Below are 23,618 nucleotides of genomic sequence, written 5' to 3' on the forward strand. Positions count from 1 at the left end.
CCGGCTATCGACGAACGACCAGATACAAGCCGACGGCCATCATGATGCCGGCCGGCCAATACGCCAACTGGTTCAACGGCCCACCGGCGGCGAGAAGGGCGCCACCGGCCAGATGCGCGGTACCGAGCAGGCGCAGGAACCAGTCGTCCCGGCGACGGTGCCACGGTGGCGGCGGGTCGTTGGCATGGGGTTGGGACATGCGCTCGAGCAGGTCGCGGGCCATGTTGGCCAGGTGCGGGATCTGCTCGAACTGGCTCTGTACATTGCCGAGCAAGGCTTTGGGGCTGACCCGCTCGCGCATCCAGCGCTCCAGGAACGGCTGGGCGGTGTTCCACAGGTCGAGGTCCGGATACAGCTGACGGCCCAGGCCTTCGATGTTCAGCAGGGTTTTTTGCAGCAGTACGAGTTGCGGCTGCACTTCCATGTTGAAGCGCCGTGCGGTCTGGAACAGGCGCATCAGCACCTGGCCGAATGAAATATCTTTTAACGGTTTTTCGAAAATCGGCTCGCACACGGTGCGGATCGCCGCTTCGAATTCGTTGAGCTTGGTTTCCGCCGGCACCCAACCCGAATCGATGTGCAATTGCGCCACGCGACGGTAGTCACGCTTGAAGAACGCGAACAGGTTGCGGGCCAGGTAATCCTGGTCTTGCGGGGTCAGGCTGCCGACGATGCCGCAGTCGATCGCAATGTACTGCGGACTCCATGGGTTCACGGTGCTGACGAAGATGTTGCCGGGGTGCATGTCGGCGTGGAAGAAGCTGTCGCGGAACACCTGGGTGAAGAAAATCTCCACGCCGCGTTCGGCCAGCATCTTCATGTCGGTGCGCTGGTCGGCCAGGGTCGCCAGATCGGTGACCTGGATGCCATAGATGCGCTCCATCACCAGCACTTTCGGCCGGCACCAGTCCCAATAGACCTGCGGCACGTACAGCAACGGCGAACCGTCGAAGTTGCGCTTCAGCTGGCTGGCGTTGGCGGCTTCGCGCAGCAGGTCGAGTTCGTCGTAGATGGTTTTTTCGTAGTCGCTGACCACGTCCACCGGGTGCAGCAGGCGTGCGTCGGCCGAGAGTTTTTCGGCGGCGCGGGCGAGGATGAACAGCCACGCCAGATCCTGGGCGATCACCGGTTTCAGCCCTGGACGAATCACTTTGACCACGACTTCTTCGCCGGTTTTCAGTTGCGCGGCGTGCACCTGCGCCACTGAGGCCGAGGCCAGCGGTTCGACGTCGAAACGGCTGAAGACTTCGCTGATTTTCTTGCCCAGCTGCTCTTCGATCAGCTTGACCGACAGCTGCGAATCGAACGGCGGGACGCGGTCCTGCAGCTTCATCAGCTCATCGGCGATGTCTTCGGGCAGCAAGTCGCGGCGGGTGGACAGGATCTGTCCGAACTTGATGAAAATCGGCCCCAGGTCCTGCATCGCCAGGCGCAGTCGCGCGCCCCGGCTCAGGTCCAGCGTCTTGCGCGGGAACCAGCGCCACGGCAGGGCGTAGCGCAGCGCCCGCAGGAACCAGGGCAGTGGCAGGGCGAACAGCAGGTCATCGAGGCGGTAGCGGATCACGACGCGCTGGATGCGCAACAAACGGCGGACGGCAAGCAGCTTCATGCGTTATCGCTTGGGTCGAGGGATCGGGAAAGGCGCTCGAAACGCGCCTCGAGACGTTCCAGATCAAGCTTGATCTGGTCCAGTTCACTGAATCGGGCTTCGGCTTCGCGCTGACCGACGAGGGTACGCGATTCTTCGGCCAGGTATTCGCCAAGGTTCTGGCCCAGGCTGGCGAACCCTTGCTGATACCAGCGGGCGCGGCTGCGCAGATGACCACCGACCAGTTGCGTGGCGACAGGGCCGAGCCAGCGCGAGAGTTCGTACTCCCAGTCCAGCTCCAGGTCCTGAAGGATGGCCGCCAGCTCCAGCAGTACACCGCTGTCACCCTCGAGCTCGACCTCGGGCCCATGCAGCACCGACGTCTTGTCCTTGCTCATCGCCAGCTTCAGCAGGCTCGAGGCCGGGGCCCGCAAGGTGCAGTCGGCACCGGTTTCCCACTGGGAAGCCAGCATCAGGCCTTCGTCGCTGGGCAGGATGAACACTTGAAATGCCGGGCTGCGGCAATCGACGGCAATCACCCTGCCGCTCAAATGTGCCAGCCGCGGCAGCGCCGTGCTGTCGAGGCGCAGCACCCGGTTCAGACCGAGTTCAACGCTGGCGAGCAGGCCGGCGAGCAGCATCAGGGCTTGATGCCGCGGTGCAGGGCGACGATGCCCGCGGTCATGTTGTGATAGGTCACGCGGTCGAAACCGGCCTCGACCATCATCGACTTCAGGGTTTCCTGATTCGGGTGCATGCGGATCGATTCGGCCAGGTAGCGATAGCTTTCCGAATCGTTGGTGATCAGCTTGCCCATCAGCGGCATGAAGGCGAACGAGTAGGCGTCGTAGGCTTTGGACATCAGCGCGTTGGTCGGCTTGGAGAACTCCAGCACCAGCAGGCGGCCGCCTGGCTTGAGTACGCGGAGCATCGAACGCAGGGCATCTTCCTTGTGCGTGACGTTGCGCAGGCCGAAGGCGATGGTCACGCAGTCGAAGTGGTTGTCCGGGAACGGCAGTTTTTCCGCGTCGGCCTGGACGAATTCAACGTTGCCGGCCACACCGAGGTCCAGCAGGCGGTCACGACCGACCTTGAGCATGGACTCATTGATGTCGGCCAACACGACCTGGCCGGTCGGGCCGACGAGGTGCGAGAACTTGCGGGTCAGGTCGCCGGTACCGCCGGCGATGTCCAGCACGCGATTGCCTGTGCGTACACCCGACAATTCGATCGCAAAACGCTTCCACAGGCGGTGCATGCCGCCCGACAGGAGGTCGTTCATCAAGTCGTACTTGGCGGCTACCGAATGGAAAACCTCAGCGACTTTTTCCGCTTTCTGGCTTTCCGGAACGTTTTTGAAGCCGAAGTGAGTGGTGGGTTCGGCATCGCTGCCTTTGCGCTGATCAGTCATATCGCTGTCACCAAAATAGAATGCGCGACATTCTAATCCCCAAGGGATGCTTTGTCTTGGCAAGGCTGAAGGTAAGATGGATCACCCTCGGGACGTTTTGCCGCATCAGTGGTCAAGATTCACCGAACAAGCATTCATAAAGCAGGAGTCATTCGATGGCCCATATTAGTGTTGAGCGTGCCCACGGCCTGGGTAAGGAAGCGGCTCGCGAGAAGGCCAACAAGCTGGCGCAGAAACTGTCCGATCAATATGGCCTGGAGCCGCAGTGGTCTGGCGACACCTTGAACCTCAAGCGCTCGGGTGTGAAAGGCGCGGTGCATGTCAGTGACGATTCGATCAAGGTCGATGTGGAACTGGGCCTGATGATGTCGGCCATGAGCGGCATGATCAAATCGGAAATCGAAAAGGCGCTGGATAAAGCTTTGGCCTGATCAGGTGCTTTCCATGAAATGAAGTCTCTGTGGGAGCGGGCTTGCCCGCTCCCACAGGTTTCGTGTTTGCTCTGCTTGCTGTTTATGTCAGTTGTTAGGGTGCCGTTTCTAATTTTTCTCCCTACTTTGTGCCAGAGCCCGACACTTTCACGGGCAGTTCCTCAAACCTTTTGCGCGTGAGGTGCACCATGGCCAAAGTTATTTTGAAGAAAAAAATCGACGCATCGACCACCGCCCTGAGCGACGTCAAATCCTATGCCCGCAAGATCTGGCTGGCAGGCCTGGGTGCCTACACCAAGGTTGGCCAAGAGGGCAGCGACTACTTTCAAGAGTTGATCAAGGCTGGTCAAACTGTTGAAAAGAAAGGCAAAAAAGCGGTCACTGAAAAGCTTGAAGCGGCGAATGCCGAGATCGATGAAGCAAAAGGCGAAGTGCGCACTTTCAAAGGCAAGGTCGAAGTTCAACTCGACAAAGTGGAGAAGGCGTTCGACACGCGTGTCGCAAGTGCCTTGAATCGTATCGGCATTCCGTCTAAACATGACGTTGAGACACTCTCTGCCAAGCTCGATGAGCTGACGGCATTGCTCGAACGCGTCGCGCGTAAATCTTAAGGAGAACGGGATGGCTGGCAAAAAGAATACTGAAAAAGAAGGCAGCTCGTGGATCGGGAAAGTCGAAGACTACTCCCGAAAAATCTGGCTGGCGGGTTTAGGCGTGTACTCGAAGATCGACACTGACGGCAGCAAACTCTTCGATGCATTGGTTAAGGACGGCGAAAAAGCCGAGAAGTTGACCAAGAGCGCGGTTGGCAAAACTGTCGACGCCGCCAAGGACTCCGCTTCTTCGGCCAAGTCGCGCATCAGCGGCGTGAAAGATCGTGCACTGGGCAAGTGGGACGAGCTGGAAGGCGCTTTCGACAAGCGTCTGAACAGCGCTATTTCGCGCCTGGGCGTACCGAGCCGCAACGAAGTCAAGGCACTACACAGCAAGGTCGATACCCTGACCAAGCAGATCGAAAAGCTCACCGGTGCCAAGGTTGCGCCTGTCGCGGCGAAAACCGCGGCCGCCAAACCAGCGGCTAAACCAGCCGCCAAAACCGCTGCCAAGCCACTGGCTAAAGCGGCGGCTAAACCTGCTGCCAAGCCAGCGGCGAAAACGGCCGCTGCCAAACCCGCTGCAGCCAAACCAGCGGCTAAACCGGTTGCCGCAAAAGCCGCCGCTAAACCTGCTGCCAAGCCTGCCGCCGCCAAGCCTGCAGCGAAAACCGCAGCGGCCAAACCAGCAGCAAAACCTGCCGCTGCGAAGAAGCCAGCGGTGAAAAAACCGGCCGCTCCAAAAGCTGCCGCACCAAAACCAGCAGTGGCTGCCGCAACGCCGGCAGCACCGGTCAGTTCGTCGAACTCCGCGACCGCGCCGACCCCTGCTGTAACCCCGACTGCCGCGCCAGCACCTTCGACGCCAACCAGTCAGTCCTGATTTTTTCAGGGCTCAAGAAAACGCCCGGCCTGCCAAGGTCGGGCGTTTTTTTTGCAGCATTTTGAAAGCACCACAAACCTGATGTGGGAGCGAGCCCTGCTCGCGATGAGGTCATCGCATTCAAAAACATTGCCTACTGACACACCGCCATCGCGAGCAGGCTCGCTCCCACAGGGATAGGTGTGATCAGCATTAATCGTGCTCTTCCAGGTACTGCATCGCCAGTCGCTCCGTCGCCACCTTGATGGGCGGCAGCAGATGCGGCGCCACCAGCATCATGATCTGGTAGACCACCAATCGCACTTCACCTTCGCGATCGAGAATCCGCTGATAGTCCAGCGAGAACAGCAGCGTCATGGTGATCTGCTCCACCAGTTGCCCCAGCGCCTGGGTGTCGCTGACCAATTGCCCCTGGGCTTTCAATCGCGCCAGTAACGACGCCAGCGTGCGCTTGAGTGCATTGAGCAGGTTGCGGATGCCCTTGGCCAGCTTCGGCAGGCGGCCGGCCAGGTTCGACAGGTCCTGGAACAGAAACCGGTAGTGGGCCAGGCGTTCGACGATCAGGTGCAGGAACAGCCAGTAATCTTCCGGTGCCAGTTCAACGTCCGATGGCGGGTCGAGCAGCGGGGCCAGCTCATTCTGGAAGCGTTCGAACAACCCGAGAATCAGCGGCTCCTTGCCGTGGAAGTGGTAGTAGAGGTTGCCGGGGCTGATGCCCATTTCGTTGGCAACTTCCATGGTGGAGACGTTTGGTTCGCCCTTCTGATTGAACAACTGCAGGGCACATTCGAGGATGCGGTCGCGGGTTTTCATCCAGTCTTCTTATTGATCGGGTGATGCCACGGCCGGTCGCGGCCGTGGGTCGTTGAGTGTCAGCGCACGCGCACGTAAGTACCGGGCGCCGCCTCCATGGGTGGATAGTTCTGGTTGCCGAGGGCCATCTGGGTTTCCTTTAGCGCCCCCGAACGTTCCTGAATCCAGCTCAGCCACGGGGTCCACCAGCTGCCATCGACGTGCTTGGCATCGTAGTACCAGGCCCGTGGGTCACTGCTCAGTTTGCCGTTCTCGACGTAGTTGGCTTTCGGGTTGTTCGGCGGGTTGAGAATGCTCTGCACGTGTCCGCTGTTGGACAGCACGAAGCGGCGATCACCCCCGAGCAGCAGCGTCGAGCGATACACCGCGTCCCACGGTGTGATGTGGTCATTGATACCGGCCACGCTGAAGCTGTCGACGGTGACCTTCTGCAAGTCGATCGGCGTGCCACACACTTCCAGGCCACCCGGGTGGGTGAGCGGGTTGTGCTTGAAAAAATCCAGCAGGTCGCCATGCAGGGCCGCCGGCAAGCGCGTGTTGTCGTTGTTCCAGTAGAGGATGTCGAACGCCGGGGGTTCTTTGCCCAACAGGTAGTTGTTGACGAAATAGCTCCAGATCAAGTCGTTGGGGCGCATCCAGGCGAACACCTTGGCCATGTCGCGACCGTCGAGCACGCCTTTCTGGTAGGAACGACGCTTGGCGGCTTCCAGGGTCTGTTCGTCGGCGAAGAGGGTCGCTGGCGAATCCAGCTGGCTGTCGAGCAGGCTCACCAGATACGTCGCGCTGGAGACCCGGCGCAGTTGCCGTTTGGCTTGCAAGTGACCTTGCAACGCAGCAATGGTCAGCCCGCCGGCGCAGGCGCCCATCAGGTTGACCTCGCGGGCACCGGTGATCGCCCGGCACACATTCATGGCTTCCTCAACCGCCTCGACGTAGGTCGACAGGCCCCATTCGCGGTGACGCACATCCGGGTTGCGCCAGCTGATCACGAAGGTTTGCAGGCTGTTCTTGAGGGCGAACTGGACAAAGCTGTTGTGCGGGCTCAGGTCGAAAATGTAGTACTTGTTGATTTGCGGCGGAACCACCAGCAGCGGCTTGGAATACTGCTTTTCGCTCATCGGCTTGTACTGGATCAGTTCCAGCAACTCGTTGCGAAACACCACGGCGCCGGTGGTGGTGGCGACGGTCTTGCCGACTTCGAAAGCCTGTTTGGTGACTTGCCGGGGCAGGCCGTCGTTGTGCAGCAAGTCATCCACCAGGTGACCGATCCCGCGCACCAGGCTGTTGCCGCCGGAGTTGAAGAGTTCCTTGATTGCCAGTGGATTGAGCAGGCTGTTGGACGGTGACACGGCATCGTTGAGCAGGGCGAAGGCGAAATGCGCGCGGGCACGATCGTCCGGGGTCATGTTGCTCTCGTCGATCCAGCTCTTGACCTGCTTTTGCCAGGCCAGGTAGGCCTGCAAGCTGCGACGGTAAAACGGGTTGAGGCTCCAGGCCGGGTCGGCGAAACGGCTGTCCTGTGGATTGGTCGGGTGCAGGGTCTCACCGAGCAGCACACGGCCCAGCTGCCCGCCCAGTTTCAGGGCGTGCCGGGCGCTGTGCACCGGGTTGCGCAGGCCATGGGCGGCAACGCTGCGCAGGGTCGAAATCAGATCCCGACCGCGCAGGCCGGTAATCGCACTCTGTGCGTTGATGAACGCGGCGGGAGTGGGCAAAGTGTCCCGCGCTGGTTTGTCACGCATGAGTCAACACTCCTTCGTCTTCAGGCCAAAAACACACAACCGAACCTGAACACCATAGACGCTGTTTCGGGTTGTTGCGCGGCGCGGCGTCCTGCCGCCCGTCAATGAGCCGCTAACCGCCCAATGGCGCCGGGTGCGGATGCATCACGGCGCGTTGTCGTTCTTCTTCGAGGAATTTCATGATGATCGGCGCCACCGCTTCGGCTCGCGTGATCAAAAACAGATGGCCGTCATCGATGATGTGCAGCTGGGCATTGGGAATCCGCCAGGCCAGCAAGCGCATGTTGATCAGCGGGATCAACGGATCGTCATCGCCCGCCAGTACCAGGGTCGGCTGATGGATCTTGTGCAGCCAGTGGATGCTGGTCCAGCCGAGGCCGGCAAACAGTTGCCAGTAGTAACCGAGCTTGCCTGCCGAACGCACTTTTGCCGCGTGGCTCGCGGCCAGTGTCGGGTCGCGGCGAAATGAGCCGCCGTAGATCATCGGTGCAATGCGAATCACGTGCGACGGCTGGATGTAGCGCCTCGGACTGGCCATCATCCACAGCACTTTCGGCTTGCCCGGCACCATCACCGCGCCGGCCGCAGTGGCGGCCAGCACCAGTTTCTTGCAGCGCTCCGGATAGTCGTAGGCGAACTGCTGGGCAAGGGCGCCGCCCCAGGACACGCCGATGACGTTGACCTGCCCGTAGTCGAGGTAGTCGAGCATGCGTGCCGTCAGTTTGGCCAGGCCCGGAAAGCGATACGGTCGATTCGGCGTCGAAGAGCCACCGACACCGGGCACGTCGAAAGCGATGACTTCCAGGTCCGGGTCCAGTGCCGCGACGAACGGAAACACCAGCTCCAGGTTGGCGCCGATGCCGTTGAAAATCAGCAAGGGCGTCAAGTGAGGCTTGCCGGGGCGTACCGCCGTGCGGAGGGTCTGGCCATCCAGGTCGACGGTACGAAATATGAACGGTTGCGGCATGCTTCTGGCCCTGTTTATGAATTCATCCCCGCCCCCCTGCAGGAGCGAGCCTGCTCGCGAAGAATGTCCGGGCAACGCGGTCGTTCAAGTGCCCCGCGTCATCGTTAACGTCCGTCGCGAGCGAGCTTGCTCCTACAGGGGAGCGGGGTGTGTCAGTTACCGCTCGTGTACGTAAGTGCCTGGCGCAGTCTCGCCTGCCGGATAAGCCTTGTTGCCCAGTTTCGCCGGGGCCTTTTTCAGTTCGCCCGAACGCTGGGCCTGCCAGGCCTGCCAGTGCAACCACCAGGAGTCGGTGTGCTTGGTGGAGTTCTCTTGCCACTCCTCGGCATTGGCGGCCATTTCGGTGCTGGTCATGTAACGGGATTTCGGATTGCCCGGCGGGTTCAGGATGCTCTGGATATGCCCGCTGCTGGACAGCACGAACTCGACATTGCCGCCGAACAGTTGCGCCGACTTGTAGCAGGACTTCCACGGGGTGATGTGGTCGTTGGTGCCGGCCAGGGAAAAGATGTCGGCCGTGACCTGCTTCAGGTCGATGGGCGTGCCGCACACTTCCAGTGCATTGGGGCGAATCAGCGGGTTGTTTTTGAACATCTCGATCAGGTCGCCATGGAACGCGGCGGGCAATCGGGTGGTGTCGTTGTTCCAGAACAGGATGTCGAACACCGGCGGTTCGTTGCCGAGCAGGTAGTTGTTGACCCAGTAGTTCCAGATCAGGTCGTTGGGACGCATCCACGCAAAGACTTTCGCCATGTCGCGGCCTTCCAGAACGCCGGCCTGGTAGGAGTGGCGCTTGGCGGCTTCGAGGGTCTGCTCGTCGACGAACAGGGCGACATCGCTGTCCAGCGTGGTATCGAGCACGCTGACCAGCAGGGTGAGGGCGTTGACCTTGTTCTCGCCGATCGCAGCGTAGTGGCCCAGCAGGGCGGTGCAGGTGATACCACCGGAGCAGGCGCCGAGCATGTTCACATCTTTGCTGCCGGTGATGGCGGTGACCACGTCGACCGCTTCCTTGAGCGCCTCGATGTAGGTCGACAGACCCCACTCGCGCTGCTCCTTGGTCGGGTTGCGCCAGCTGACGATGAAGGTCTGCACATTATTGCGCAGGCAAAACCGCGCCAGGCTCTTGTCCGGGCTCAGGTCGAAAACGTAGAACTTGTTGATCTGTGGCGGCACCACCAGCAATGGACGCTCGTGGACTTGCTCGGTAATCGGCTTGTACTGGATCAGCTCCAGCACATCGTTGCGAAAGACCACTGCACCGTCGGTCACGCCGAGGCTCTTGCCGACCTCGAACGCGCCCATGTTGACCTGGCTCGGCATGCCGCCGTTGTGCACAAGGTCCTTGGCCATATGCGAAAGACCATCGAGCAGGCTCTTGCCGCCGGTTTCGAAGAAGCGTTTGACGGCCGCCGGGTTGGCCGCCGTGTTGGTCGGGGCCATGGCTTCGGTCATGAGGTTGATCACGAAGTGCCCGCGAGCGGCGTCACTGGCCGAGAGTTTGCTGTCATCGATCCAGTCGTGGAGTTCCTTGCGCCACGCCAGGTAGGTTTGCAGATAGCGTTTATAAAGGGGGTTCTGGCTCCAGGCCGGATCGGCGAAGCGACGGTCATCGCTGCCCGGTTGCAGGGTGGATTTGCCGAACAGCACGTTCTTGAGTTCAAGGCCGAAGTGCGCAACATGCCTGGCGCTGTGCACCGGTTGTTTGATGGCCTGCCTGAGCACCATTCGAGCAGAAGCCAGTAGATCCTTTCCACGCAGTCCAACGACAGGATTCAGTCCCAAGGTGTTTTCCGAGGCCTGATACTTCAAGTCATCGTTATTCTTGTTACTCATCTACGACGCTCCATTGTCCTGAGACGAGTACCCGGGGCCTGCTGTGCAGTTACACAGCCAATGCCAGGTACTACTGCTCGGGTGACCGTTAGTGCTGCATCGCTGCTTTTGTTTCGCAGAGAACACTGCAGGGAACTTGCCAGCTCCATTGGTTACCCGAGTTTAATTTTTTTCGCAAGCAGGCCAATGACTGACCTTACGGCCAAGCATTCAAACAGATGAAATTAGAAAATGCCCTCTAAAGAGCAAGAGGCTCAGGCTAGAGCATCAGCTTGACGACGGATTCGTTCGGGTCGCGGGTTTTTCCGGCGGCTTTGAGCTCGGCAAGATAATCCTCCCAGAGTGCGTCATGACGTCGCCCCAGTTCATAGAGGTATTCCCAGGTGAACAGGCCGCTGTCGTGGCCGTCATCGAAGGTCAATTTCAGTGCGTACTGACCGGCCGGTTCTATCTTGCTCAGGCCTACGTTGATCTTGCCAAATTGCAGGATGGGTTTGCCGTGGCCCTGGACTTCGGCGGAAGGAGAGTGCACGCGAAGGAATTCGGCGGGCAGGGTGAATTCCTCGCCGGTCGCGTATTTGAGCGTCAGGGTTTTCGAGGCTTTGTGCAGTTTGATGTCGGTGGGGAGTTGGGTCATGACCTGAGTTCCGTTAGGGATGGAACCCTGTAGGAGCGAGCTTGCTCGCGATGGACGTTAACGATAGCGCGTGGTGTCTGAACAAACGCGTCGCTCTCAGGTTCATCGCGAGCAGGCTCGCTCCTACAAGTGTTGCTTACAGGATATAACGGGACAGGTCTTCGTTCTGCGCCAATTCGCCGAGGTGGCTGTTGACGTAGTCAGCGTCGATCTGGATCGCCTTGTCGTCATGGGCGCTGGCCAGGTCGCCGGCGCTGAACGACACTTCTTCAAGCAGGCGCTCAAGCAGCGTGTGCAGACGACGGGCGCCGATGTTTTCGGTTTTCTCGTTGACCTGCCAGGCGATTTCCGCAATGCGTTTGATGCCGCTTGGCTGGAACTCGATGGTCAGGCCTTCGGTTTTCAGCAGTGCACAGTATTGCTCGGTGAGCGAAGCGTGCGGTTCGCTGAGGATGCGTTCGAAGTCTTCCGGCGACAGCGCCTTCAGTTCGACACGAATCGGCAGGCGACCTTGCAGCTCGGGTACCAGATCGCTCGGCTTGCTCAGGTGGAAAGCGCCCGAGGCGATGAACAGAATGTGGTCGGTCTTGACCATGCCCAGTTTGGTGTTGACGGTGCAACCTTCGATCAGCGGCAGCAAGTCGCGTTGCACACCCTCGCGGGACACATCGGCGCCGCCGACATTGCCGCGCTTGGCGACCTTGTCGATTTCGTCGATGAACACGATACCGTGCTGCTCGACCGCTTCCAGTGCCTTGGCCTTCAATTCTTCATCGTTGACCAGGCGACTGGCTTCTTCGTCGCGCACCATCTTCAGCGCTTCCTTGACCTTGAGCTTGCGGCTCTTGCGTTTGCCTTTGCCCATGTTGGCGAATAGGCTCTGCAGCTGGTTGGTCATTTCTTCCATGCCCGGTGGCGCGGAGATATCGACACCGGCGATTTCGGCGACTTCGATTTCGATCTCCTTGTCATCCAGCTGACCTTCGCGCAGGCGCTTGCGGAACAGCTGACGGGTGTTGGAATCCGAGGTTGGGGCATCGTCGTTGCTGAAGCCCATGCGCGGCGGCGGCAGCAGCGCGTCGAGGATGCGCTCTTCAGCGGCGTCTTCGGCGCGGTGGCGAACCTTGATGATTTCCTGTTCGCGCAGCAGCTTGATCGCCGCATCGGCCAGGTCACGAATGATCGATTCGACGTCGCGGCCGACGTAGCCGACTTCAGTGAACTTGGTGGCTTCGACCTTGATGAACGGTGCGTTGGCCAGTTTGGCCAGGCGACGGGCGATTTCGGTTTTACCGACACCGGTCGGGCCGATCATCAGAATGTTTTTCGGGGTGACTTCAACGCGCAGCTCTTCGGGCAGCTGCATCCGGCGCCAGCGATTGCGCAGGGCAATGGCGACGGCGCGCTTGGCATCGTCCTGGCCGATGATATGGCGATTGAGTTCGTGGACGATTTCACGGGGAGTCATGGACATAGTATTTGGCGGACCTCAAGCAAGAATGAGCCGTGGCGCGATGGCCGGAGCGGACTTATTCGGCGCAGTCCTGCTCCTCAATGGTCTGGGTGTGGTTGGTGAATACACAGATGTCGCCGGCAATGCCCAGGGCGGTCTCGACGATTTCCCGGGCCGACAGATCGGTTTTCTTCAGCAGTGCGCTGGCGGCAGCCTGGGCGTAACCGCCACCGGAACCCATGGCGATCAAGCCTTGCTCGGGCTCAACTACGTCGCCGTTGCCGGTGATGATCAGAGAGGCGTCTTTGTTGGCGACCGCGAGCATGGCTTCGAGGCGGCTCAGGGAGCGGTCGGTTCGCCATTCTTTGGCGAGTTCTACGGCAGCACGAACCAAGTGGCCCTGATGCTTTTCAAGCTGGCCTTCGAAACGTTCGAAGAGGGTAAAGGCGTCAGCGGTGGCACCGGCAAAACCGGCGAGGACCTGCCCGTGGTACAGGCGGCGAACTTTTTTCGCGTTGCCTTTCATCACGGTATTGCCAAGGGATACCTGGCCGTCGCCGCCCATGACGACTTTGCCGTGGCGGCGAACTGAAACGATGGTGGTCAAGGGAAGAGTCTCCACGCAGCGGGGCGAAAATGCCTTATGCCCACTCATATGGGGGTGGTGAAGTGGATTTCAACTGTAGGACGGGAGAGGGGACGAGTGGTGCATTGCGATGGTGATGGAGTGCCGCTGTCACCGTTGTGGCGAGGGAGCTTGCTCCCGCTTGGCTGCGAAGCAGCCACAAACCCGGTTCCTGCGGTCTGCCTCATGGACCGCAAACGCTGGTTTTGGGAGTGCTCCGCACTCCAGCGGGAGCAAGCTCCCTCGCCGCAAGGGGCGTTATCGACTCTGGCGCTGTTGTAACAACAGGTTGCTGAAGCCGGCGCCGGCCAGTTGTTTCTGGGCGGTGGTCAGTTGTTCGCGGTTGCTGAACGGTCCGACCAGAACCCGATACCAGGTCTCGTCTTTCACTGTGCCGGATTCGACCGCCACCGCCTGGCCGAGCAGGATGATCTGCGCACGAACCTTGTCGGCGTCAGTTTGCTTGCGGAACGAACCCGCCTGGAGGAAGAACTTCGTCACCGGCGCGGCTTTGGTGACGGGTGGCGCGGGTGGCGGCGTGATACCGGACAGCGCCGCCTGAGCGCGGGCGGTGTCGATCTTCGCCGCTTCCGCCGGTGTAACCGGCGTCGTCGGAACGGCCGGCACTTGCGGCGTCGGCAGGGTTTTTTCCGGCACGGCATCCGGCGGCACGATGACTTCCGATTCCGGCAGCAAGGTGTAGAAGTCGTACTTCGGCTTCACCGGTTGCGTCGGGCTCGGCGGGGTCTTGTTGGCCTCGGCGATCTTGGTGGCTTTCTGCTGTTGTTGCTCCACCTTCTCGCGTTTGACCGTATCGCTGCCCTTGCCCGGCTCCAGCTTCATCAGGAATACGATGAATGCGCCGACCGTCAGGCCGATGGCCATCCACAACCAACCCGGAATCGGCTGCTTCGCTGGAGCTTGGTAACGGCTGGCGCCACGCTTGGGTGCAGGTTTTTTCTTGGCAGCCAACTTACATACGCTCCAGAGTTTCCAGGCCCAAGAGTTCCAGGCCTTGCTTGAGGGTGCGTCCGGTCAGCGCGGCGAGGCGAAGGCGGCTCTGCATTTGCGCCGGGGTATCGGCGGCGAGGATCGGGCAGTTCTCGTAGAAGCTGGAGAACAGGCCGGCGACGTCATACAGATAAGTGCAGAGAATGTGCGGCGTGCCTTTTTCAGCCACGTTATTCAGCACTTCGCCGAATTGCGCGAGTTTTGCCGCCAGTTCGTGTTCGTGGGGCGCTTCGAGGACGATCTGGCCGTCGACTTCGCTGAAATCCTTGCCGAGCTTGCGGAACACGCCGGCCACACGGGTATAGGCGTACAGCAGGTACGGCGCGGTGTTGCCTTCGAAGTTGAGCATCAGGTCGAAGTTGAAGCTGTAGTCGCTGGTGCGGTGCTTGGACAGGTCGGCGTATTTCACCGCGCCAATGCCCACGACCCTGGCGATGTTGCGCAGCTCGTCTTCGGCCAGTTCCGGGTTCTTGTCCTTGACCAGGGTGTAGGCGCGTTCCTGGGCTTCGGTCAGCAGATCGATCAGCTTCACGGTGCCGCCGTCGCGGGTCTTGAACGGACGGCCATCAGCGCCGTTCATGGTGCCGAAGCCCATGTGCTCCATGTCCATCGGGTGGGTCACGAAGCCGGCCTTGCGCGCCACGGCGAACACTTGCTGGAAGTGCAGGGCCTGACGCTGGTCGACGAAGTACAACGCGCGGTCGGCCTTGAGCTTGCCGCTGCGGTAGCGCACGGCGGCCAGGTCGGTGGTGGCGTAGAGGTAGCCACCATCGGCCTTGACGATGATCACCGGCAGCGGATCGCCGTCGGCGTTCTTGAATTCATCGAGGAACACGCACTGGGCGCCATTGCTCTCGACCAGCATGCCGGCGGCCTTGAGGTCGTTGACCACGTTGATCAAGTCGTCGTTGTAGGCGCTTTCGCCCATCACGTCAGCCATGGTCAGCTTGACGTTCAACAGTTCGTAGATCTTCTGGCAGTGGGACAGCGAGATGTCCTTGAACTTGGTCCACAGCGCCAGGCAGTCCGGGTCACCGGCCTGCAACTTGACCACCAGGCCACGGGCGCGATCGGCGAACTCTTCGGATTCGTCGAAGCGCTGCTTGGCGGCGCGGTAGAAGTTTTCCAGGTCCGACAGTTCGTCGCTGGTGATCGGGTTTTCCTGCAGATAAGCCATCAACATGCCGAACTGGGTGCCCCAGTCGCCAACGTGGTTCTGACGGATCACTTCGTCGCCGAGGAACTCGAGCACCCGTGCCACGCCGTCGCCGATGATGGTCGAGCGCAGGTGGCCCACGTGCATTTCCTTGGCCAGGTTCGGGGCCGACAGGTCAACCACCGTGCGTTGCACCGGGCCGGCCTTGCGAACGCCGATGTGCTTGTCGGCCAGGGCGGCGTCCAGGCGGGTCGCCAGGGCATCGGTGTTCTGGAAGAAGTTGAGGAAGCCGGGGCCGGCGATTTCGGCCTTGGCGACATTTTCGTCAGCCGGCAGCGCGGCGATGATTTTCTCGGCCAGATCACGCGGCTTCATGCCGGCAGGCTTGGCCAGCATCATGGCGATGTTGCTGGCGAAGTCGCCGTTCTTCTTATCGCGAGAGTTTTCCACCTGGATCGCCGGCGTCAGGCCTTCAGGCAACACACCTTCGTTGACGAGTTGGGTGATGGCTTGTTGGATCAGCTGGCGAATGGTGTCTTTCATGGTCTTCTCTTTCGACCGCTGGCGCGGCGGCGCATCGTGCGCTGGTGGAAAAACTGGGCATTATCCGTGGCGAAGACGGGCTTGCCAACCTTAGCAGGCAGGATGTGGATGTGTGGTGACAATTAAGGCCCCATCGCGAGCAAGCTCGCTCGCGATGGCGGTACCCAAATCAATACAAATCGACCGGGTCCACATCCAGCGACCAGCGCACCGCCCGCCCGCTCGGCATCTGCTCCAGCACTAACAACCAACTGGCCAGCAAGCGATGCAGCGGCGCCCGCGCGGTGGCCTGTAACAATAGCTGTGCTCGATAGCGTCCGGCGCGGCGTTCCATCGGTGCCGGTACCGGCCCCAGTAATTCGATGCCGGTCAAACCCTGTTCGGCCAGCAGGCGTTCGGCCTCGTTGCACGCCTCGTCGAGAAATCCTTCGGCCTGTCCCGGCTTGTGCGCTTCGGCTCGCAGCAGTGCCAGGTGCGCAAAAGGCGGCAGGCCTGCCGCGCGGCGTTCACTCAAGGCTTGCTCGGCAAAGGCGAAATAACCTTGCTCGGTCAATTGCACCAGCAGCGGGTGATCGGCCAAATGCGTCTGGATGATCACCTTGCCCGGCTCTTCGGCACGCCCGGCACGCCCGGCAACCTGGACAATCAGCTGTGCCATGCGCTCGCTGGCACGGAAGTCACCGGAAAAAAGCCCGCCGTCGGCGTCGAGAATCGACACCAGGGTCACTCGTGGAAAGTGATGCCCTTTGGCAAGCATTTGCGTGCCCACCAGGATGCAGGGCTGGCCTTTCTGGATGGTCGCGAACAACTGATTCATGGCGTCTTTGCGCGAAGTGCTGTCGCGGTCGACCCGCAAAACCGGGTAGTCGGGGAACAAAATGCCCAGTCGCTCTTCGGCCCGTTCGGTACCTGCCCCCACCGGACGCAAATCGACCTTGTTGCATTTCGGGCACTGGCGCGGCACTCGCTCGACGTAGCCGCAATGGTGGCAGCGCAACTCGCCGTGGCGCTGGTGCACGGTCATCCGCGCATCGCAGCGCTGGCATTCGGACATCCAGCCGCAATCGTGACAGAGCAGGGTCGGTGCGAAGCCGCGGCGATTGAGGAACACCAATACTTGCTGGCCAGCAGCCAGCGTCTGACCGATGGCTTGTTGCATCGGCCCGGAAATGCCGCTGTCCAGTGGGCGACTTTTTACGTCAAGGCGCAGGAAGCGTGGCTGCTTGGCGCCACCGGCGCGCTCGTTCAGGCGCAGGAGGCCGTAGCGTCCGGTGTAGGCGTTGTGCAGGCTTTCCAGCGAGGGTGTAGCGGAGCCGAGCACGATCGGGATGTTTTCCTGGCGGGCGCGCACCAGGGCCAGGTCGCGGGCGTGGTAGCGCAGGCCTTCCTGCTGTTTATAAGAGCCGTCGTGTTCTTCATCGATGATGATCAGGCCGGGATTCTTCATCGGCGTGAACAGTGCCGAGCGGGTGCCAATAATGATATCGGCTTCGCCGTCGCGGGCGGCGAGCCAGGCATCGAGGCGTTCACGATCGTTGACTGCCGAGTGGATCAGGGCGATGCGCGCATTGAAGCGCTGTTCGAAGCGCGCCAGGGTCTGCGGGCCGAGGTTGATTTCCGGGATCAGCACCAGCGCTTGTTTACCGGCCTCCAGGGTTTCGCGGATCAGTTGCAAATAGACTTCGGTCTTGCCACTGCCGGTGACGCCGGCCAGCAGGAACGCGTGATAACTGTCGAATCCGGCGCGAATCGCTTCATAAGCGGCGCGCTGCTCCGGATTGAGCGGCAGTTCAGGCTGCGCCAGCCAGTGTTCGTGGCGTGCGCCAGGGGCATGTTTGCGGATTTCGACCTGCACCAGGTCCTTGGCCAGCAACAGATCGAGGCTGTCTTTGCTCAGCATCAGTTTGCTCAGCAGCGGATGAGCGACGCCGTGGGGGTGCTGGGCCAGCGTCGCCAGCGCTTCACGTTGGCGCGGGGCGCGGGCGATGCGCGGGTCATCGAGGCTGGCGCCGGGGGCGGCGGACCAGAAACGCTCCTGGCGTGCCTCGGCCAGTTCGCCTTGGCGCAGTAGCACCGGCAGCGCCCAGCTCAAGGTGTCGCCGAGACTGTGTTGGTAATACTGGGAAGTCCACAGGCATAGCTTGAACAGGGCGGGTGGCAGTGGCGGCGTGGCATCGAGCAATGCCAGTGCGGGCTTGAGTTTTTCCGCCGGGACTTCGCTGGTGTCGGTGACCTCCACCAGAATCCCGATCATCTCCCGCCGGCCGAACGGCACTCGCAGGCGCATACCGGGATGCAACTGGGCGCGCAGGACCCCGGCCGGAGCTCGGTAGTCGAACAGGCGGCGCAGCGGCGAGGGCAAAGCGAGGCGCAGGATGGCGTCGGGCACGCGGGGAGTCTCGATAGACAGGCAACAAAAGGGCTAGGCGCATAACGTGTGGGAGCGAGCCTGCTCGCGATGACGGCGTGTCAGTCAGCATTCATCGCGACTGGTACACCGCTATCGCGAGCAGACTCGCTCCCACCGGGGATCGCGTATTGGCTCGGGAGCCTAGCAGACGGTCGGTCTCAGGGACAGCTTGCGTGATTGGCATTGTCTGGTAGAATCCGCGGCCTAATTACGTGCGGTATTCAACAATAGTGTTGGGTGGCGGCACGCTAGCCCGAGGAAGACATCATGAAAGCTGATATCCATCCAGAATACCCAGCAGTTGCTGTTACCTGCAGCTGCGGCAACAAGTTCGAAACCCGTTCGACCTACGGCAAAGCCCTGGCGATCGACGTTTGCAACGAATGCCACCCGTTCTACACCGGTAAGCAAAAGACTCTGGACACTGGCGGCCGCGTTCAGCGTTTCGCAGACCGTTTCGGTGCTTTCGGCGCGAAAAAGGCCTAAGGCCGATCAACTTGGGAGGCCGTTTCGGTTTTTCCATGCTGATGAAAAAGGCGTCCCTTGCGGGCGCCTTTTTTGTGTCCGCGATTTGGCTCTCCGGCGCCCAGGCGTTCTGCCCGGCACCGAGTGGTCTGGCATCGGTCGCGGTGCAGCGGGTAGTGGACGGTGACACGCTGCGCCTCGCGGATGGTCGCAGTGTGCGCATGATCGGCTTGAATACGCCGGAGCTGGGCAAGAAAGGCCGGTCCGACGAACCATTTGCCGTGGCGGCGCGAAAGCGTCTCGAAGCCTTGGTGGCCGCGAGCGGCGGACGGGTCGGATTGCTTCCTGGCAAGGAAGGCAAGGATCACTACGGCCGTACCCTGGCCCATGTCTACGGTGCCGAGGGTGCCAACCTCGAAGCGCAGATGCTCGCCGAAGGGCTCGGCTTTCAAGTGGCAGTCGCACCCAATGTCGATTTGGTCGACTGTCAGCAAGCGGCAGAACGCAGCGCCCGACAGGCCGGTCTTGGTGTGTGGCGCCAGTCACCTGTACTGAAAGCGGATCAGATCAGTGACTCCGGGTTTGCCGTGCTCAGCGGTCGTGTGAGCAAGGTTCAGCGCAATCGCGGCGGGGTTTGGATCGAGTTACAGGATTCGGTTGTATTGCGCGTTGCACCCAATGTGCTGGACAGATTCTCCGCTGCCGCGCTTGATGGCCTCAAAGGCAAGCAAGTCGAGGCTCGCGGCTGGGTGCTGGATCGTTCGCGCAAGGGCGGTCTCAAGGAGGGGCAGGCGCGCTGGATGTTGCCGCTGACCGATCCAGCGATGCTTCAGGTCGCGCACTGATAAAAAATTGTAGACATTTTTTCTGTCGATTGTGAGCAGTCTATCCCTTGTGTTCCGCGGCTCTTGGCCCAAAGTCGTAGGTCAGGGCGCTTGACAGGGGTGACTGGTCAGTCTTGTGGGGATTTTGCGAGGCGCGTATCCTCGCTGACCAGTCTGTCCAACAGTAAAAGCGGAATGCCCCCATGTCTGATTTGAAAACTGCCGCTCTCGAATATCATGCCAATCCTCGTCCAGGGAAGCTGAGCGTCGAGCTCACCAAGGCCACCGCTACCGCCCGCGACCTGTCGCTGGCCTACAGCCCCGGCGTAGCCGAACCAGTACGCGAAATCGCTCGCGACCCTGAACTGGCCTACAAATACACCGGCAAAGGCAACCTGGTTGCAGTCATTTCCGATGGCACCGCGATTCTGGGTCTGGGTAACCTCGGCCCATTGGCCTCCAAGCCAGTCATGGAAGGCAAGGGCGTGCTGTTCAAGCGCTTTGCCGGCATCGACGTTTTCGACATCGAAGTCGACTCCGAAAGCCCGCAAGCCTTCATCGATACCGTCAAGCGCATCTCCATCACCTTCGGTGGCATCAACCTGGAAGACATCAAGGCGCCTGAGTGCTTTGAGATCGAACGTGCTCTGATCGAGCAGTGCGACATCCCGGTATTCCACGATGACCAGCACGGTACCGCTATCGTGACCGCCGCTGGCATGATCAACGCCCTGGAAATCGCCGGTAAAACCCTGCCGGAAGCCAAGATCGTTTGCCTGGGTGCCGGCGCTGCCGCGATCTCCTGCATGAAGCTGCTGGTCAGCATGGGCGCGAACATCGAAAACATCTTCATGGTTGACCGTACCGGTGTGATCCACTCCGGCCGTGACGACCTGAACCAGTACAAGGCTGTCTTCGCCCACGCGACAGACAAACGTACCCTGGCAGACGCTCTGGAAGGTGCAGACGTGTTCGTCGGCTTGTCCGGTCCGAACCTGCTGAGCGCTGAAGGCCTGAAATCCATGGCGGCCAACCCGATCGTGTTCGCTTGCTCGAACCCTGATCCGGAAATCTCCCCGGAACTGGCACACGCGACCCGTAACGACGTGATCATGGCCACCGGTCGTTCCGACTACCCGAACCAGGTCAACAACGTACTGGGCTTCCCGTTCATCTTCCGTGGTGCCCTGGACGTTCGCGCCAAGCGCATCAACGAAGAAATGAAAGTGGCTGCGGCCAACGCCCTGCGTGAACTGGCCAAGCTGCCAGTGCCTCAGGACGTGTGTGATGCCTACGGTGGTGCGCCGCTGGAATTCGGTCGTGAGTACATCATTCCGAAGCCAATGGACAAGCGCCTGATCACCCTGATCTCCGACGCTGTGGCCAAGGCCGCAATCGAGACCGGTGTGGCGACCCTGCCGTATCCGAAGAACTACCCGCTCAAAAGCGTGGATGACGTGTTCAACGGCTAAGTCGTTGTAGCGCTTCAAAAGAAAGCCCCGGCTCGTGAGAGTCGGGGCTTTTTTGTTGTCTGGAGGGTCGATGGCACAGTTGTGTGCGCTGCCAAACCCTGTAGGAGCGAGCCTGCTCGCGAAAAATAGCCAGACAGCGCGGGTATTCAGACTGCCCGCGTCATCGTTGACGACCATCGCGAGCAGGCTCGCTCCTACAGGCTGCTTCTCTAGAACAAATCGATCGGCGCCGCTTCATCCGCTGGCAGCGGGCTGCCTGGCGCATTGCCGTTGCCCAGTTCGCTTGCCGACGGTGGCGTGTCTTCGGCCTTGAACAGTTCGAAGTAGGCTCCAGGCGTGCCTGGGCTTGCCGCACGGCCACTGACCGGGTCGACGCGCAGGCTCAGGATGCCTTCCGGCTCCGGTTGTGTATGTGGCGGCAGGCCTTTGAGCGCGGCGCCCATGTAGTTCATCCAGATCGGCAGCGCGACGGTGCCGCCGAACTCCTTGCGCCCCAGGCTTTCCGGCTGATCGAAGCCGGTCCAGACGGTGGTCACGTAATCGGCGTTGTAACCGGAGAACCAGGCGTCCTTGGACTCGTTGGTGGTCCCGGTCTTGCCGGCGATGTCAGGGCGACCCAAGGCCAGTGCACGGCGGCCGGTGCCGAGTTTGATCACATCTTCAAGCATGCTGTTGAGGATGTAAGTGGTACGGCCATCGACGATGCGCTCAGCCACGGCCGGTGCCTGTGGCGCCGGTTGGGTAGTTGGCGCTTCACCCGGCATGGCGTTGACCGTGAAGGCCTGGGCGGACGGTGCGGCGATGCCGTCGTTGGCGGCGCCGCCTTTCGGCACGCTTGCCGGGTTGGCGACGAACAGCGTGTCGCCGTTGCGGCTTTCGATCTTGTCGATGATGTAAGGGGTGATCTTGTAGCCGCCGTTGGCGAAGGTGCTCCAGCCGGTGGCGATCTCCATTGGCGTCAGGGTCGCGGTGCCCAGGGCCAGGGACAGGTTGGGCGGCAGATCCTGCTTGTTGAAGCCAAAGCGGGTGATGTAGTCGATGGTTTTGCCAACGCCCATCGCCTGCAGCAGGCGGATCGACACCAGGTTACGCGACTTGTACAGCGCTTCGCGCAAGCGGATCGGGCCGAGGAAAGTGTTGGTGTCGTTTTTCGGACGCCAGACCTTGTCCAGGTACTCATCGACGAACACGATCGGTGCGTCGTTCACCAGGCTGGCGGCGGTATAGCCGTTATCCAGCGCAGCGGCGTAGACGAAAGGCTTGAAGCTCGAGCCCGGCTGGCGTTTGGCCTGCAAGGCTCGGTTGTAGTTGCTCTGCTCGAAGGCGAAGCCACCGACCAGCGCGCGGATCGCGCCGTTTTGCGGATCAAGTGAAACCAGCGCGCCCTGGGCCTGCGGGATCTGGCTGAACTTCAACGAATTGTCCGCCTGACGTTGCACGCGAATCAGGTCCCCGACCTGGGCCACGTCGGACGGCTGCTTCGGATTAGCGCCCATGCTGTTGGTGTTCAGGAACGGACGCGCCCATTTCATGCTGTCCCAGCTGACGTGCTCGTCGCCATTGCGGGTCAGCACCTGCAGGCCGTTCTTCTCGACCTGAGTGACGATGGCCGGTTCAAGGCTGCTGATGGTGCGCTGCTTGGTCAGCTCGGTCGCCCAGGCGTCGCGGGTCTTGCCCGGCAGGCGCGACTCAGGGCCGCGATAGCCGTGGCGCTGGTCATAGGTCATCAGGCCTTCGTGGACGGCGGTGTTGGCCATTTCCTGCAGATTGCTCGGCACCGTGGTCGTCACGCGGAAACCTTCGGTGTAGGCGTCGCTGCCATAGCGGCCGACCATTTCGGCACGGGCCATCTCGGCAATGTACGGCGCATTCACTTCCGGTGTCGGGACGTGATAGCTGGCGTTCAGCGGTTCGTTGATCGCGGTGGTGTAGTCGGCCTCGCTGATTTTGCCGAGCTTGTACATGCGCCCCAGGATCCAGTCGCGACGCTCTTTGCTGCGGGCCGGGTTGGCCAGCGGGTTGAAGCGCGACGGGGCTTTGGGCAGGCCGGCGATCATCGCCATCTGCGCGAGGCTGACGTCACGAATCGACTTGCCGTAATAGACCTGCGCCGCCGCCTCGATGCCGTAGGCGCGGTTACCCAGATAGATCTTGTTGACGTAAAGCTCGAGGATCTCGTCCTTGGTCAGTTGCCGTTCGATCTGCAAGGCCAGGAGGATTTCGGTGGTCTTGCGCGAGAAGCTGCGTTCGCTGGTCAGGAAGAAGTTCTTCGCCACCTGCATGGTGATGGTGCTGCCGCCGGACTGGATGTGCCCGCTTTTGACCAATTGGGTCGCGGCACGCATCAGGCTGCTGGGGTCGACGCCGTAGTGATTGGCGAAGTTATCGTCTTCAGCACTTAGTAACGCATTAATGAAGTTGGGGGGAATGTCGGCGAAACGGATCGGTGTACGGCGCATTTCGCCAAATTCTGCGATCAACTTGTTGTCGCTGCTGTAGACCCGCAAAGGGATCTGCAACTGGATGCTTCGCAACGCCTCTACGGACGGCAATCCGGGGCTAAGGTAGAGAAACGCCCCGCTCAGACCCAGAAGCAGTCCGCAGAAAACCGCGACGATGGACCAACCGAAAAATTTCAGCAGACGAATCAAGGCTTTTGGATATCCAGGGCAAAGAATGAATTAGGCATCAGGGTTCAGGCTAAAGGCGAACGACCCGCGCTTGAGAAAAGCGGAAAAAAACGCTGGGCATTATAAGC

The 23,618-nt window shown here is 60.9% G+C and carries 20 protein-coding genes; 6 read left to right on the forward strand and 14 right to left on the reverse strand.

Annotated elements, in window-relative coordinates:
- Window positions 1-4 precede the first annotated feature (4 nt).
- Genes ubiB through ubiE form a run of 3 tightly spaced genes read right to left on the reverse strand, consistent with a single transcriptional unit; the run spans window position 5 to window position 2,999 of the window.
- A complete protein-coding gene (gene ubiB, locus AC1Q6D_RS25700; protein ID WP_103404463.1) occupies window positions 5-1,609 on the reverse strand; it encodes a ubiquinone biosynthesis regulatory protein kinase UbiB in 1,605 nt (534 codons plus the stop codon).
- Entirely contained in the window at window positions 1,606-2,229 is a 624-nt protein-coding gene (locus AC1Q6D_RS25705) for a ubiquinone biosynthesis accessory factor UbiJ (protein WP_047536431.1), read from the reverse strand. Before AC1Q6D_RS25705 ends, ubiB begins: the two co-directional genes overlap by 4 nt.
- Window positions 2,229-2,999, reverse strand: coding sequence for a bifunctional demethylmenaquinone methyltransferase/2-methoxy-6-polyprenyl-1,4-benzoquinol methylase UbiE (gene ubiE / locus AC1Q6D_RS25710; RefSeq protein WP_007989286.1), 771 nt, complete (start codon window positions 2,997-2,999; stop codon window positions 2,229-2,231). Before ubiE ends, AC1Q6D_RS25705 begins: the two co-directional genes overlap by 1 nt.
- A gap of 155 nt (window positions 3,000-3,154) precedes the next feature.
- Here ubiE and AC1Q6D_RS25715 point away from each other — a divergent pair, with 155 nt between their 5' ends.
- From AC1Q6D_RS25715 to AC1Q6D_RS25725, 3 genes are all read left to right on the forward strand, one after another.
- Window positions 3,155-3,430 carry a polyhydroxyalkanoic acid system family protein gene (locus AC1Q6D_RS25715; RefSeq protein WP_047536433.1) on the forward strand — a complete coding sequence of 92 codons (276 nt, stop codon included), beginning with the start codon at window positions 3,155-3,157 and terminating at the stop codon, window positions 3,428-3,430.
- Window positions 3,431-3,618: 188 nt separating this feature from the next.
- The gene (locus AC1Q6D_RS25720; RefSeq protein ID WP_047536435.1) at window positions 3,619-4,041 is read left to right on the forward strand and encodes a phasin family protein; all 423 of its coding nucleotides are present in this window, start codon (window positions 3,619-3,621) and stop codon (window positions 4,039-4,041) included.
- Between the two features lie 10 nt (window positions 4,042-4,051).
- Complete coding sequence (locus tag AC1Q6D_RS25725) at window positions 4,052-4,906, forward strand: phasin family protein (protein ID WP_103404464.1); 855 nt, start codon at window positions 4,052-4,054, stop codon at window positions 4,904-4,906.
- 192 nt (window positions 4,907-5,098) lie between these two features.
- Here AC1Q6D_RS25725 and AC1Q6D_RS25730 read toward each other — a convergent pair whose 3' ends face one another.
- The 10 genes from AC1Q6D_RS25730 to AC1Q6D_RS25775 all read right to left on the reverse strand — a co-directional run bounded on the left by AC1Q6D_RS25730 (window position 5,099) and on the right by AC1Q6D_RS25775 (window position 18,078).
- Complete coding sequence (locus AC1Q6D_RS25730; RefSeq protein WP_103404465.1) at window positions 5,099-5,719, reverse strand: TetR/AcrR family transcriptional regulator; 621 nt, start codon at window positions 5,717-5,719, stop codon at window positions 5,099-5,101.
- Window positions 5,720-5,778: 59 nt separating this feature from the next.
- Window positions 5,779-7,461, reverse strand: a complete 1,683-nt coding sequence (gene phaC / locus AC1Q6D_RS25735; RefSeq protein ID WP_103404466.1) for a class II poly(R)-hydroxyalkanoic acid synthase — start codon at window positions 7,459-7,461, stop codon at window positions 5,779-5,781.
- Between the two features lie 112 nt (window positions 7,462-7,573).
- On the reverse strand, window positions 7,574-8,428 hold the full coding sequence (gene phaZ / locus AC1Q6D_RS25740; RefSeq protein ID WP_047536441.1) for a poly(3-hydroxyalkanoate) depolymerase: 855 nt from the start codon (window positions 8,426-8,428) through the stop codon (window positions 7,574-7,576).
- Window positions 8,429-8,584: 156 nt separating this feature from the next.
- Entirely contained in the window at window positions 8,585-10,264 is a 1,680-nt protein-coding gene (gene phaC, locus AC1Q6D_RS25745; protein ID WP_103404467.1) for a class II poly(R)-hydroxyalkanoic acid synthase, read from the reverse strand.
- A gap of 259 nt (window positions 10,265-10,523) precedes the next feature.
- A complete protein-coding gene (locus tag AC1Q6D_RS25750; protein ID WP_103404468.1) occupies window positions 10,524-10,901 on the reverse strand; it encodes a gamma-butyrobetaine hydroxylase family protein in 378 nt (125 codons plus the stop codon).
- Window positions 10,902-11,037: 136 nt separating this feature from the next.
- Complete coding sequence (gene hslU / locus AC1Q6D_RS25755; RefSeq protein ID WP_047536446.1) at window positions 11,038-12,375, reverse strand: ATP-dependent protease ATPase subunit HslU; 1,338 nt, start codon at window positions 12,373-12,375, stop codon at window positions 11,038-11,040.
- Between the two features lie 55 nt (window positions 12,376-12,430).
- Window positions 12,431-12,961 (reverse strand): ATP-dependent protease subunit HslV, encoded by a 531-nt coding sequence (gene hslV, locus AC1Q6D_RS25760; RefSeq protein ID WP_103404469.1) that lies wholly within the window; start codon window positions 12,959-12,961, stop codon window positions 12,431-12,433.
- 276 nt (window positions 12,962-13,237) lie between these two features.
- Window positions 13,238-13,951: an SPOR domain-containing protein gene (locus AC1Q6D_RS25765; RefSeq protein ID WP_090465652.1), complete on the reverse strand. Its 714-nt coding sequence runs from the start codon at window positions 13,949-13,951 to the stop codon at window positions 13,238-13,240.
- Window position 13,952: 1 nt separating this feature from the next.
- Window positions 13,953-15,689, reverse strand: a complete 1,737-nt coding sequence (gene argS / locus AC1Q6D_RS25770; protein ID WP_103404470.1) for an arginine--tRNA ligase — start codon at window positions 15,687-15,689, stop codon at window positions 13,953-13,955.
- A gap of 169 nt (window positions 15,690-15,858) precedes the next feature.
- The gene (locus tag AC1Q6D_RS25775; protein ID WP_103404471.1) at window positions 15,859-18,078 is read right to left on the reverse strand and encodes a primosomal protein N'; all 2,220 of its coding nucleotides are present in this window, start codon (window positions 18,076-18,078) and stop codon (window positions 15,859-15,861) included.
- 288 nt (window positions 18,079-18,366) lie between these two features.
- Between AC1Q6D_RS25775 and rpmE the strand changes: the two genes are divergently transcribed.
- The 3 genes from rpmE (at window position 18,367) to AC1Q6D_RS25790 (ending at window position 20,860) form a co-directional block, all read left to right on the forward strand.
- Window positions 18,367-18,585 carry a 50S ribosomal protein L31 gene (gene rpmE, locus AC1Q6D_RS25780; RefSeq protein WP_018929146.1) on the forward strand — a complete coding sequence of 73 codons (219 nt, stop codon included), beginning with the start codon at window positions 18,367-18,369 and terminating at the stop codon, window positions 18,583-18,585.
- A 35-nt stretch (window positions 18,586-18,620) separates the two neighbouring features.
- Window positions 18,621-19,409 carry a thermonuclease family protein gene (locus tag AC1Q6D_RS25785; RefSeq protein WP_103404472.1) on the forward strand — a complete coding sequence of 263 codons (789 nt, stop codon included), beginning with the start codon at window positions 18,621-18,623 and terminating at the stop codon, window positions 19,407-19,409.
- Window positions 19,410-19,591: 182 nt separating this feature from the next.
- A complete protein-coding gene (locus AC1Q6D_RS25790; RefSeq protein ID WP_047536459.1) occupies window positions 19,592-20,860 on the forward strand; it encodes a malic enzyme-like NAD(P)-binding protein in 1,269 nt (422 codons plus the stop codon).
- 209 nt (window positions 20,861-21,069) lie between these two features.
- Here the strand turns inward: AC1Q6D_RS25790 and AC1Q6D_RS25795 are convergent, their stop codons facing one another.
- Window positions 21,070-23,508 (reverse strand): penicillin-binding protein 1A, encoded by a 2,439-nt coding sequence (locus tag AC1Q6D_RS25795; RefSeq protein WP_371919912.1) that lies wholly within the window; start codon window positions 23,506-23,508, stop codon window positions 21,070-21,072.
- Window positions 23,509-23,618: the final 110 nt, after the last annotated feature.

The sequence above is a fragment of the Pseudomonas sp. MT92 genome (assembly GCF_058792515.1).